An 11628-nucleotide genomic window follows, 5' to 3' on the forward strand; every position below is an offset into this window, starting at 1 on the left:
TTTATGCAATTTTTATCTTGTACGCAGAAATAAAAAAGAGTAAAATAAATGCGGTTTTAAAATCTATTCGCTAATCCAGGAGCAGATATTATGGAATCAAAGAACAGACAAAGAGATTATTTATTCGATAACTACAAAGTATTATTGATCATTCTGGTCATCATCGGACATTTTACCGAGCCATCCTATCGCAATAATGATTTTTTATATACTTTAAAATGGCTGATTGTGTCCTTTCATATGCCGGCATTCATTTTCATATCCGGCTATTTTTCCAAACGTGAACTGACTTTTGCAAAATTATTTCAAAAACTGGTTATTCCGTATTTGATTTATGAATTTATATATTATTTTTTCTATATTTATGTACTTCATAAAGAAACCAGCTTATATCTGTTATATCCGAAGTTCTCCCTTTGGTATATTTTGGCTTTATTTGCATGGAGAGCTGTCACACCGTATTTCAAAAAGCTTCCATACTATATGTTGCTTTCTGTCGGACTTGGGCTCTTGATCGGATGCAGTGATATGGCTGACAATTTTTTAAGCCTGCCGAGGATTCTTGTATTTTATCCATTTTTCCTCGCCGGAACTATATTTTCCAGAGATACTCTGAATACTCTCCGCACAAGAAAATGCCAGCTCTTTTCCGCATGTGTTATTGCAACATTTATTCTTTATTTGATTTTAGATGAAACACACACAGAATATTCGCCGAAAATTTTTTATGGCAGATACAATTATGATTTCTTAGGACAGACAAACGCCGAAGGAATCTTCTGCCGGTTATTCTGTTATGCAGTAAGCTTCATTCTTACATTTGCTATTTTTAGTCTTATCACAGACCGCCAGAATCTGCTTTCCTATATTGGAAGCCGGACAATGGCAATTTATCTGTTTCATGGACTGACCTATTCTTATCTGAAAGAATGTACAACACTGCTGGATCATGTGGATACTCTGACAGAATCTCTCATTCTGCTCTTCTTCTGTACGGCTCTGGCACTGCTGTTTTCTGCATTGCCATTCAGCAGACTGACCGGCTTGGTTTCCAATCTTCCTGCAGTACTTAAACTTTCCATACAACAGTTGGCTTTCCCGTTCCGTTTTCTTCCTGTGCATTATCTGGAAGTTTCCAATCCGGCACTGGAACCTGGAACGCTGCAGTTGTTTAGCTGTACCCTTTCCACTAACAGAGCAGATTAAAGACTTTCCTTCATTAGCGACGTACGCTGCCTGCCCCACTCATATAAAAAGAAGACCTCTGTACTTCAGAAGTCTTCTTTTTATGGTGATGACGTATATTGTCTTTATACCTTTATCCTTCAATCAGATCTGTATCATCCGGAATCTCCTCTCCCGGATGAACGATTTTACGCACCCACTCTTTTCTGATTTCCCAGATATTGCCACAAACATTGAAGATCGTCCATTTATCAATCCGAAATGCTCTCTTCCAACTCTCCCGAATCTTTGCAACTTCTTCCGGATACATTCCTTTATAACGTCCTTCAAAGAATTCAAAACTGTTGCTTACTCCGATCTCTTTCAGATGCTTCTTATAGGCCGCCGCATCTTTATCATTATTCGGCAGGTATATGCGGTTCAGTACATAATCCCATTTCACATCGTCAAAATAAATAACCTTATCTTCCGGTACTTCCAGTACATACACGACGGTTCCCGGAATCGGTTTTAAACAGTTATCTTTGCTGATGGAACACCAGATCGGTGCATGCACATCTTCCGGCTTTGGAAGCATCTTCGCTGCTTCTTTTGTAAACCAGTCATAACTTTCCATAAAGAGTGGAGCAATATCTCCAAAATGCATCTCTACATATGCGCGGTGGTTGATAATTCTTCCATCCCGCTCAAGCTGCCTGAGTGTCTTATCGTTCTGTCTGGTATACAGTCTTATCATCTTCCCCATGACATTTCCTCCTTATCCGTCTGCAGATCACTTTATCCGCTCTTTCCTCTGGTTTTATTATAAAGCGTCAAGATAGAAATGTCATTTTCTTTTAGGAAAATTTTAATCCGTCCGGTTCATAACCGCTCTGCCAAATCGTGCTCATAATCTCATCTTCCGGCATTTTTTCCTTCATATGTATAACTGCCTGCGCTTTCGCAAGATCTACGACTGCATAAACACCTTCTTTTTCGTTAAATGCATTCTCAACTCTCTTTTTGCAATTAGAACAGGTCATTCCACTGACTCCGACTGTACATGTGTACGGATAATGTGACACATTCTTATCTTTAACCTTAACCTTCTTCACATTATCTCCGCCACCGCCGCAACAGCCGTGTGCTGTTCGATTTATCATACTTCTGATTCCGACTATACAAATTACAACCAGAATCAGACAAATTACGATTGTTGCCATTGCAATTCCTTCCCATTGTCTTTTTTCTATATTACTGTCTCTTCTGGATCTGCTATGACTCTTACATGCAAGACTGCATCTCTACACTGCGGATCTTCTGATCATTCACATAGCCATATGCTTTCAAGCCTGCCAAAATCACGCGATTCCATGTCTTTGCTGAAAAATGCTTTACTGTATTATCATCAAATTCCACCGTACATGCATCTTCACGGTCACACTCTGCACCGCATGAGATCTTATACATGTTCTTCCTGCTGATAGCTCCGATCTCTTCCAGCTTATTTACCATACGATAAACCGTAGCCGTTCCAATACCCGGGTCTACCTTGGATGCCCGATAATAAATCTCTTTGCAGCAGGAACACTCTTCTTCCAGAATCACATCCAGAAGCATCCGTCTCTGTTTGGTGATTCTGCACCCTTCCTCTCTCAGCCGCTTGATGATCATATCTTTCTGCATCTTCGTTCTCTGATAATTCTGATTGGAATTTTCGTATGCCATAGGTACCTTCCTCCCCGATTAGTGACAATGTCCATTACAATGTTTACAATCACATCCACACTGTAATGATTTTCCGTTCTTTTTATCTTTAACCATACTTCTGATAATCAGTCCAACAACTGCAAGTACTACTGCTCCGACAATAAAAGTTGCCATATGATCGCCTCCTAAATGATAAGTATTTTCATTTTTATAATAGTTAGTATATGCTAACCATCATTGTCTGTCAATATCATTATTGAATATTTTTTATCATTTTCTGATAATTATTGTTTCGTTGCTGACACTTTATTTCTGTGCTATAATGAATTTAAATGTTGGAAACAAAAGATTTCATATGAAAAGAGGTGATCTGTATTGGTTATAAGGGAATCTGCCGAAGACTATCTGGAAACGATCCTCGTTCTTCAAAACCGTCTTGGCAATGTACGCTCGATCGACATTGCCCAGGAGTTATCCTACTCAAAGCCAAGCGTCAGCGTCGCTATGAAGAATCTGCGTGCTGACAATTACATTAAAGTAGACGAGAACGGACATATCCATCTGACAGGAAGTGGTCTGGAGATTGCAAACAAGATTTATGAACGTCATACTTTCCTTACCGGCTGGCTAACATCCATCGGTGTCGATGCCGACATTGCTGTTGAAGATGCCTGCCGTATTGAACATGTAATAAGCGGACAAAGTTTTGAAGCGATTAAAAAATACATTGCAGAGCGTTAAAATAATGCGTTCGTCAAATGTTGCCATGCAAGCATGACACATTTCTCCGTCGCACTAATAAAAAGCAGTTGACTCACTTAGAATCAACTGCTTTTTTTAGACGTATGTATACCTATGGCTTATTTTGCTTTTGCTGTAGTCTTGATATTAACATTTAAAGTCTGGCTCTCTTTGTATGGACGGAAGAGCATGTATAAGAATCCGATCACAATCAGGATTGCTACTACTACACCGATTCCGAATCCACCGCCTGTTGCCAGGGTACCGAACTGATAAATACACAGAGATACAAGATAAGCAAGGATACACTGGTATCCGATTGCAAACCAGAACCATTTAATGTTGTTCATCTCTCTCTTAATAGCTCCCATTGCTGCGAAGCAAGGTGCACACAGAAGGTTGAATACGAGGAAGGAATAAGCTGCAATCTGAGTCATGCTGCTTGCAAGTGTTCCCCAGATTTCTTTTCCGTCTTCTGCAACTTCTGCAAATCCGAATAACTGTCCGAATGTACCTACTACGTTCTCTTTTGCTACAAGACCTGTGATAGCTGCAACTGCCATTTTCCAGTTACCCCATCCAAGTGGTGCGAAGATCCATGCAATCAGGTTTCCGATCTTAGCAAGAACACACTGAGCCTGGGCTGCTTCCATTGCTGCTCCTTCAAGTCCGTCAAAGTTCAACATTCCAAAGTGTCCGTTTGTCCATCCGAAGTTCAATAAGAACCAAACAACGATAGTTGAAAGTGTGATGATCGTACCAGCTTTTTTGATGAAAGACCATCCACGCTCCCACATACTTCTTAATACATTTCCTGCTGTAGGCATATGATAAGCAGGCAGCTCCATTACGAACGGTGCCGGCTCACCGGCAAACATTTTTGTCTTCTTCAGCATGATACCTGAACAGATAATTGCAGCGATTCCTACAAAATATGCACTTGGTGCAACCCATGAAGCATTTCTGAACAGCGCACCTGCGATCAGGGCAATGATCGGAAGTTTAGCTCCACATGGGATAAATGTTGTTGTCATAATTGTCATCTTACGGTCTCTGTCGTTCTCAATTGTACGAGAAGCCATTACTCCAGGGACTCCACATCCTGTACCGATCAGTATCGGGATGAAAGATTTTCCGGAAAGACCGAATTTGCGGAAGATTCTGTCCATGATAAATGCAACACGTGCCATGTATCCACAAGACTCTAAGATTGCAAGGAAGAAAAACAGAACTAACATCTGCGGTACGAAACCAAGTACGGCACCGACACCGGAAATGATACCGTCAACGATAAGACCCGTTAACCAGTCTGCGCAGCCAATTCCTTCAAAGAAACTCTGTGCTGCCGGAATGATCCACTCACCAAACAGTGTATCATTTGTCCAGTCTGTTAAAATTCCACCAAGTGTTGAAATAGATACATAATATACTGCATACATGATGACTGCGAAGATTGGAAGCGCAAGCCATCTGTTTGTAACGATACGGTCAATTTTATCAGATGTTGTAAGCTTCTCACCTTTTTTCGCTTTTGTAACACACTCTCCGATAATAGAAGAAATGTATACATATCTCTCATTTGTGATGATACTTTCTGTATCGTCATCAAATGCATCTTCCAGTTCTTTAATTTCAGAAGAAACATCAACTGTCTGTTTCATCTGTGTCTGAATCTTGTCATCCTTCTCCAGAAGTTTGATTGCAAAGAATCTCTTCTGATCATCAGATACGATTCCTGAAAGCTTTCCTTCAACCTGCTCGATCACACTCTCAGCTTTTGTTGAAAATTCGTGAACCGGTGCCCCTGCACTCTTCTGGTTAGCAAGTTTAACAGCTTGCTCTGCTGCTGCTTTGATTCCTGTTCCCTTTAATGCAGAAATCTCAACTACATCGCATCCAAGTTTTTCTTTTAATTTGTCAAGATGGATTTTATCTCCTGTCTTAGCAAGAATGTCCATCATGTTGATTGCCATAACAACCGGGATTCCCAGTTCCATGATCTGTGTAGACAGATATAAGTTTCTCTCAATATTTGTACCATCTACAATATTGATGATCGCATCCGGTCTCTCACCGATCAGATAGTTCCTTGCTACGACTTCCTCCAGTGTATATGGAGATAATGAATAAATACCCGGTAAGTCCATGATTACAACATCTTTATGTCCTTTTAACTTACCTTCCTTTTTCTCTACTGTAACTCCCGGCCAGTTACCAACAAACTGATTGGAACCAGTCAGTGCGTTAAATAATGTTGTCTTACCGCTATTCGGATTACCTGCAAGCGCAATTTTTACTGACATATTTTTTCTCCTTCATTAATTATTGCTTTCTGCTTGTTTCGCCTGTCTTGTTAGCATCTGCTAACTACTGGTTAAAAATTTATTCTACCTCAATCATTTCGGCATCTACTTTCCTTAAGGACAGTTCATATCCTCTTACAGTTACCTCGACCGGATCACCAAGCGGTGCTACTTTTCTTACAAAGATCTCAACACCTTTTGTAATACCCATGTCCATGATTCTTCTTTTTACCGGACCAGTACCAGTAAGCTTTGCAACTTTGACAGTCTTCCCAACGGCTACATCTTTCAGAGTTTTCATTCCCTTAATCCCTTCTTTCATACCTTTATTGTTATCTTTTTATGTTCCTTCGGAACGAGCTTCATGGATTATACCATGATTTTATTTGCCATATCTTTACCGAGGGCAACTCTGGAATCTTTCACATTAATGATCAGATTACCTCCGACTTCCGACACGACCGTTACAATACCTCCGACTACAAATCCAAGGTTTTCCAAAAACCGGCGTGTCTCTTCTTTTCCACCAATTTTTTTAATTGTACATTCTTCACCTGGTTTTACCATTGCTAACGGCATCATCTTACCCCTTCCTTCTACATATTAATGATAAACGTTTTCATTTTACTTTAGTTAGTTTATGCTAATTTATCTTTTCTGTCAATATTTTTATTGATTATATTTTCTCAATAGCCGTGTCATCTATCAATGTCATTATAACTTAATCATGCAAAAGCCAAAGAATTTTCAACATTTTCTGGATGTTACATCAAAATCAGAAATCTGCCGCCGCAGTTTTTTCTTGGTACTATGGCATTTTTAATAAAAAAAAGCGATAACACAAGAACATTTGTGTTATCACTTCTTTTTTATTATACGATTTTATACTTATATTTGAAGCGAGTATTATATATTTTTCACAAACAATGCGCGGATCGCATTTAATACGGCAATCACCATAACTCCTACGTCTGCGAAAATAGCCATCCACATATTTGCAACACCGATTGCTCCGAGAAGCAGACAAATTCCCTTGATTCCAAGTGCGAAATAAATATTCTGATAAACAATTCGAATACATTTTCTTGCAATTTTGATCGCCTTTGCAATTTTCAGCGGATCATCATCCATCAGCACAATATCTGCCGCTTCAATTGCTGCATCTGAACCAAGCGCACCCATTGCAATACCGATATCTGCTCTGGAAAGTACCGGTGCATCATTGATTCCGTCGCCGACAAATGCAAGCTTTTCTTTTTCTGTCTTCTGTTTCAACAGTTCTTCAACTTTTGCTACTTTGTCGGCTGGCAGTAATTCGCTGTGTACTTCCTGGATTCCAAGTTCTTCTGCCACCTGCTCTGCTACATTTTTAGCATCTCCGGTCAGCATAACCGTTTTCTTAACACCTGCACGCTTTAACTCTGCTATTGCCTGTGCTGCATGTGGTTTGATCAAATCAGAAATAAGAATATGACCTGCATATTTACCGTCAACTGCCATATGGACAATCGTTCCCACACTGTGGCAATCCATATAGGAGATTCCAAGTTTCTTCATAAGTTTCACATTTCCTGCTGCAACCAAGATTCCATCTACTTTGGCAGTTACTCCATTTCCACCAATCTCTTCAATATCTGTCACACGGTTACGGTCAATCGACTTTCCATAAGCCTTCTGTAAGCTCTTACTGATCGGATGTGAGGATGAGCACTCTGCCAGCGCTGCATATTCCAGGAGCTTCTCTGCATCCATCTCATTATGATGTACACCACTGACTTCAAACACTCCCTGCGTCATTGTACCTGTTTTATCAAATACTACACATTTTGTAGAAGCGAGTGTCTCCAGATAGTTAGAACCCTTTACCAGAATCCCCTGATTACTTGCTCCGCCAATACCGGCAAAGAAACTAAGCGGAATACTGATTACCAATGCGCACGGACAACTGATTACAAGGAATGTAAGTGCACGGTAAATCCAGTCTCCCCATTCTGGTGCAAGTCCCAGAGCAATCATTCTTACCAGCGGTGGCAGAACTGCAAGTGCCAGCGCACCGTAGCAGACTGCAGGTGTATAATATTTAGCAAATTTTGAAATAAAGTTCTCGGATCTTGATTTTCTGGAGCTTGAATTTTCCACCAGTTCCAGGATCTTTGATACTGTAGATTCTCCAAATTCTTTCGTTGTACATATTTTAAGTACACCTGTCATGTTAATACATCCGCTGATGATCTCATCTCCCGCCTTCACTTCGCGCGGAAGGCTTTCTCCTGTCAGTGCACTTGTATTAAGAGTGGAACTTCCTTCCAGGATCACACCATCGATTGGTACCTTTTCTCCGGACTGTACCACGATTGTCGTTCCTACTTCAACTTCATCCGGATCTACCTGTTCTAACTGTCCATCTTTTTCGATATTTGCATAGTCCGGGCGAATATCCATCAGTTCACTGATATTACGGCGGCTCTTACCAACTGCATAGCTCTGGAACAACTCACCGATCTGATAGAAAAGCATAACGGATACACCTTCAGTATAATCTCCCAGTGCAATGGCACCAACTGTCGCTACTGCCATCAGGAAATTTTCATCAAAGACCTGTCTGTTCAAGATTCCCTTCCCGGCTTTTCTCAAAATATCATAGCCAATGACAAGATACGGAACCATATACAGTGCAAATCTTACATATCCTTCTACCGGAATCCATTTCAGTATAATGATTAATGCAAATGCAATAATAATTCTGGTAAATACTTTTTTCTGCTTCTTATTCATTACCGGACCTCCCAATAATACTTGCAAATCTTATTTTATAATCTTCCCACCGAAATCTTATAAAAATATCTCGCAGTCATCTTCTACTTTCTTACAGTTTTTCAGAACTTCTGGCATAACAGCTTTCGGATCCTGACCTTCTTCAAATTCAACGATCATCTTTAATGCCATAAAGTTTACAGTTGCATCTTTCACTCCTGCTGTCTTCTTTGCTGCATCTTCCATTTTGTTTGCACAGTTTGCACAGTCAACATCGATTTTGTAAGTTTTTTTCATAATTTTGTTCTCCTTTAAATATCCCTTATTTTCGTTTTATCATATGAACAGTTATTCATATGTTTGTTTTTATTATACTCCTGCTTACAGTTCTGTCAATATATTTTGCGGAAATTATTATGGAAATTTCCAATCATTATATACAACTCGCTTACACAAATTCATCCGCACAAGTTCATGCTTTTTCCTCGTAGCCTTAAATCGAGCAGGCATTCCCTACTCGATTAGTATACTTCGTACACAAAAAGCAACTGCCTCACGATTATGCTTCGCAAAACAGTTGCTTTTTCCCCGATATTCTTTTTAATCCTCAACTTAAGAAGGTTCTATATTACATGATGTTAGATTCAAAAGTTGCCCTAAGCCACTCATCTGCAAGTGCATCATGTTTTTAGTTTATTGCCCCTGGCATCATTACATGCTCTTAGATACTTCTTCGCAAACTTTCATTGCTTCGATAATAGAGCTTCTGAAACCAAGTTCTTCCAGAGTACGTACGGCCTCAATTGTTGTTCCTGCCGGTGAGCATACCATATCTTTTAATTCTCCTGGATGTTTACCTGTCTCAAGTACCATCTTCGCACTTCCGAGAACAGCCTGTGCTGCAAATTTGTATGCCTGCGGTCTTGGCATTCCACCAGAAACTGCTGCATCTGCCATAGCTTCAATCATCATATATACATATGCCGGTGAACTTCCGCTGACTGCTGTTACTGCATCCATCAATTTCTCCGGTACAACTTCTACTCTGCTGAAGCTTTCCAGAATTGTCTTCACATATGCAATCTCTTCTTCCGTCATATGCTCGTTCGGGCATGCTGCTGTCATACCTTCTCCAACCATAGCCGGTGTATTCGGCATTGTACGTGTGATCTTCACAGCTTTTCCAAACTGATCAGCAAGCCATGTTAATGTCTTACCTGGTGCGATTGTAATGATTAACTGCTCCGGTTTTACAATATCTTTGATCTCAGCGATTACATCTGCATAAAACTGTGGTTTTACAGATAAAATTACAACTTCTGCTTTTTCAATAACTTCTTTATTACTATCTGTAACGTTAATTCCAAACTGCTCTTTTACTCTCTCTCGTCCCGGTGCAAATAAATCTGCTCCGATAATCTCCTCTGCCGGGAAAATATTTTTTTTAATTACTCCACCCATGATTGCTGAAGCCATATTGCCTGTTCCGATAAATCCTAATTTCATTATAAATACCTTCCTTTTTCCTGCGGTTATGTTCCATTTCCCTTCTTATATCTCTCACTTCTCTTCTTAAATTATATGCTTCCTCGTATCCTTCACTTTTTCAAATGATATAATTCCTCATATCTTCTCTATGATCCACAATATAATCCTGTACTTGCAGAAGCTATCGCTGTCTGCTTTCCTTAAGTGTGAAATGGTTTCAAAGAAAAAATGGTATACATTTCGCAAATTTGTATACAACTTGTTTCTATGGTGACTATAACACTACTTTCTATAAAAGTCAACACTATTTTTTAATTTTAATATTGAATTTTGCGCTAAAAATCGTTATAATTTGTATACAATTATAATTATATATACTTTATTAACGACTCTTACAACAACGAAGAGGTGTATAATGGCTGAGAAAAATATATCACTGGCAAATCGTGCCTATACAATTATTAAAGAAAATATTATGAATCTGACTTATCCGCCGGGAATGACTCTAACGGAAGCAAAACTTACAAAAGAACTTGGTATGAGCCGCAGTCCTGTGCGATCCGCTATCCAGATGCTACAGAATGAAGGTCTGATTGTTTCCGACTATTACAAATCTATGATGGTAAAAGAAATTACAGATGAGGATATCACGGAAATTTATCAAATCCGTGAATTATTTGAAGGTGCGGCTTTCGAGCTCATCTTCACATCCGGCAGATACGAGGAATATTCCTATCGTATTGAGGAAAAAGTCGTGCGTATGTGTGCGACTGCCGGAGATCTCTACAACTGGGAACTGGCAGACGCAGCCATGCACAGGGAGATCATCAGTATTTTTGAAAATGAACGAATCAACCGCATCTATGAAAATAATCTGACAGAACTTGTACGGATCGGACAGTATTCTATTAAAAATGGTATGGCAATCCCGAAGACAAATGATAACCTCAAGAAGATGATCCAGTACATGCGCAAAGGCAATTACGAAAAAGCTTTTGCAATATTAAAAGCAGACCATTTCGGTACAGGAAAATCCGCTGCTTTAAATGGTCCGCGCAATATTTAGCTACTATATTACAGCACAAAAAAGATATCCGATTTGTAATTACTCGTTACTTTATCAGATATCTTTTTTATTTATATAATATTACAAAACCCGGCACAGACAGTTTCCTCTGGCTGTTGTGGAAGAAACAGAAAAACCTGTAAGACTATGGCTTACAGGTTTTCAAACTCCCCGAGTTGGGCTCGAACCAACGACCCTTCGGTTAACAGCCGAATGCTCTACCACTGAGCTATCGAGGAATATTATAAAGGTTATGTACCTTCAAAACTGCATACAAGAAATACTTCATCCTTTACCTATCACCTTGCTTGGTCATGCCCTCGACCGATTAGTATCAGTCAGCTCCATGTGTTACCACACTTCCACCTCTGACCTATCTACCTCGTCGTCTTCAAGGGGTCT

13 protein-coding genes, 1 tRNA gene and 1 rRNA gene are annotated in these 11628 nt (G+C 39.7%); 3 read left to right on the forward strand and 12 right to left on the reverse strand.

Going from position 1 to position 11628, the window contains the following annotated elements; all coding sequences use genetic code 11:
- Positions 1–90 precede the first annotated feature (90 nt).
- Complete coding sequence (locus H8S07_RS12775) at positions 91–1206, forward strand: acyltransferase family protein (RefSeq protein WP_117538388.1); 1116 nt, start codon at positions 91–93, stop codon at positions 1204–1206.
- A gap of 112 nt (positions 1207–1318) precedes the next feature.
- Here H8S07_RS12775 and H8S07_RS12780 read toward each other — a convergent pair whose 3' ends face one another.
- The 4 genes from H8S07_RS12780 to H8S07_RS12795 all read right to left on the reverse strand — a co-directional run bounded on the left by H8S07_RS12780 (position 1319) and on the right by H8S07_RS12795 (position 3048).
- Entirely contained in the window at positions 1319–1930 is a 612-nt protein-coding gene (locus H8S07_RS12780) for a DUF3841 domain-containing protein (RefSeq protein WP_186856149.1), read from the reverse strand.
- 91 nt (positions 1931–2021) lie between these two features.
- Complete coding sequence (locus H8S07_RS12785; protein ID WP_021861304.1) at positions 2022–2387, reverse strand: heavy-metal-associated domain-containing protein; 366 nt, start codon at positions 2385–2387, stop codon at positions 2022–2024.
- Positions 2388–2448: 61 nt separating this feature from the next.
- A complete protein-coding gene (locus tag H8S07_RS12790) occupies positions 2449–2892 on the reverse strand; it encodes a transcriptional repressor (protein ID WP_021861303.1) in 444 nt (147 codons plus the stop codon).
- 18 nt (positions 2893–2910) lie between these two features.
- Entirely contained in the window at positions 2911–3048 is a 138-nt protein-coding gene (locus tag H8S07_RS12795) for a FeoB-associated Cys-rich membrane protein (protein WP_021861302.1), read from the reverse strand.
- Between the two features lie 201 nt (positions 3049–3249).
- On the opposite strand from H8S07_RS12795, the gene H8S07_RS12800 reads away from it, so the two are divergent.
- Complete coding sequence (locus H8S07_RS12800) at positions 3250–3615, forward strand: metal-dependent transcriptional regulator (RefSeq protein ID WP_021861301.1); 366 nt, start codon at positions 3250–3252, stop codon at positions 3613–3615.
- A gap of 119 nt (positions 3616–3734) precedes the next feature.
- Here H8S07_RS12800 and feoB read toward each other — a convergent pair whose 3' ends face one another.
- The 6 genes from feoB to proC all read right to left on the reverse strand — a co-directional run bounded on the left by feoB (position 3735) and on the right by proC (position 10178).
- A complete protein-coding gene (gene feoB / locus H8S07_RS12805) occupies positions 3735–5918 on the reverse strand; it encodes a ferrous iron transport protein B (protein WP_118661185.1) in 2184 nt (727 codons plus the stop codon).
- Between the two features lie 79 nt (positions 5919–5997).
- Entirely contained in the window at positions 5998–6219 is a 222-nt protein-coding gene (locus H8S07_RS12810; RefSeq protein ID WP_021861299.1) for a FeoA family protein, read from the reverse strand.
- 68 nt (positions 6220–6287) lie between these two features.
- A complete protein-coding gene (locus tag H8S07_RS12815; RefSeq protein WP_021861298.1) occupies positions 6288–6500 on the reverse strand; it encodes a FeoA family protein in 213 nt (70 codons plus the stop codon).
- Positions 6501–6824: 324 nt separating this feature from the next.
- Positions 6825–8693: a heavy metal translocating P-type ATPase gene (locus tag H8S07_RS12820; protein ID WP_186856150.1), complete on the reverse strand. Its 1869-nt coding sequence runs from the start codon at positions 8691–8693 to the stop codon at positions 6825–6827.
- Between the two features lie 57 nt (positions 8694–8750).
- Positions 8751–8969, reverse strand: coding sequence for a cation transporter (locus tag H8S07_RS12825; RefSeq protein ID WP_021861296.1), 219 nt, complete (start codon positions 8967–8969; stop codon positions 8751–8753).
- Between the two features lie 414 nt (positions 8970–9383).
- A complete protein-coding gene (gene proC / locus H8S07_RS12830) occupies positions 9384–10178 on the reverse strand; it encodes a pyrroline-5-carboxylate reductase (RefSeq protein WP_021861295.1) in 795 nt (264 codons plus the stop codon).
- A 397-nt stretch (positions 10179–10575) separates the two neighbouring features.
- Between proC and H8S07_RS12835 the strand changes: the two genes are divergently transcribed.
- Positions 10576–11226, forward strand: a complete 651-nt coding sequence (locus tag H8S07_RS12835) for a GntR family transcriptional regulator (RefSeq protein WP_186856151.1) — start codon at positions 10576–10578, stop codon at positions 11224–11226.
- Positions 11227–11393: 167 nt separating this feature from the next.
- On the opposite strand, the gene H8S07_RS12840 is transcribed toward H8S07_RS12835, so the two are convergent.
- Both H8S07_RS12840 and H8S07_RS12845 read right to left on the reverse strand, forming a co-directional pair.
- Positions 11394–11465 (reverse strand) — tRNA-Asn (locus H8S07_RS12840).
- A gap of 69 nt (positions 11466–11534) precedes the next feature.
- Positions 11535–11628 (reverse strand): 23S ribosomal RNA (locus H8S07_RS12845); the annotation flags it as partial.

The sequence above is a fragment of the Dorea hominis genome, assembly GCF_014287705.1.
Lineage (GTDB): Bacteria > Bacillota > Clostridia > Lachnospirales > Lachnospiraceae > Dorea_D > Dorea_D hominis.

What these genes read in the sequence shown, in the direction of transcription:
- H8S07_RS12775 (WP_117538388.1), top strand. Translation starts at nt 91, where the DNA reads ATGGAATCAAAGAACAGACAAAGAGATTATTTATTCGATAACTACAAA.
- H8S07_RS12780 (WP_186856149.1), bottom strand. Translation starts at nt 1,930, where the DNA reads ATGGGGAAGATGATAAGACTGTATACCAGACAGAACGATAAGACACTC.
- H8S07_RS12785 (WP_021861304.1), bottom strand. Translation starts at nt 2,387, where the DNA reads ATGGCAACAATCGTAATTTGTCTGATTCTGGTTGTAATTTGTATAGTC.
- H8S07_RS12790 (WP_021861303.1), bottom strand. Translation starts at nt 2,892, where the DNA reads ATGGCATACGAAAATTCCAATCAGAATTATCAGAGAACGAAGATGCAG.
- H8S07_RS12795 (WP_021861302.1), bottom strand. Translation starts at nt 3,048, where the DNA reads ATGGCAACTTTTATTGTCGGAGCAGTAGTACTTGCAGTTGTTGGACTG.
- feoB (WP_118661185.1), bottom strand. Translation starts at nt 5,918, where the DNA reads ATGTCAGTAAAAATTGCGCTTGCAGGTAATCCGAATAGCGGTAAGACA.
- H8S07_RS12810 (WP_021861299.1), bottom strand. Translation starts at nt 6,219, where the DNA reads ATGAAAACTCTGAAAGATGTAGCCGTTGGGAAGACTGTCAAAGTTGCA.
- H8S07_RS12815 (WP_021861298.1), bottom strand. Translation starts at nt 6,500, where the DNA reads ATGATGCCGTTAGCAATGGTAAAACCAGGTGAAGAATGTACAATTAAA.
- H8S07_RS12820 (WP_186856150.1), bottom strand. Translation starts at nt 8,693, where the DNA reads ATGAATAAGAAGCAGAAAAAAGTATTTACCAGAATTATTATTGCATTT.
- H8S07_RS12825 (WP_021861296.1), bottom strand. Translation starts at nt 8,969, where the DNA reads ATGAAAAAAACTTACAAAATCGATGTTGACTGTGCAAACTGTGCAAAC.
- proC (WP_021861295.1), bottom strand. Translation starts at nt 10,178, where the DNA reads ATGAAATTAGGATTTATCGGAACAGGCAATATGGCTTCAGCAATCATG.
- H8S07_RS12835 (WP_186856151.1), top strand. Translation starts at nt 10,576, where the DNA reads ATGGCTGAGAAAAATATATCACTGGCAAATCGTGCCTATACAATTATT.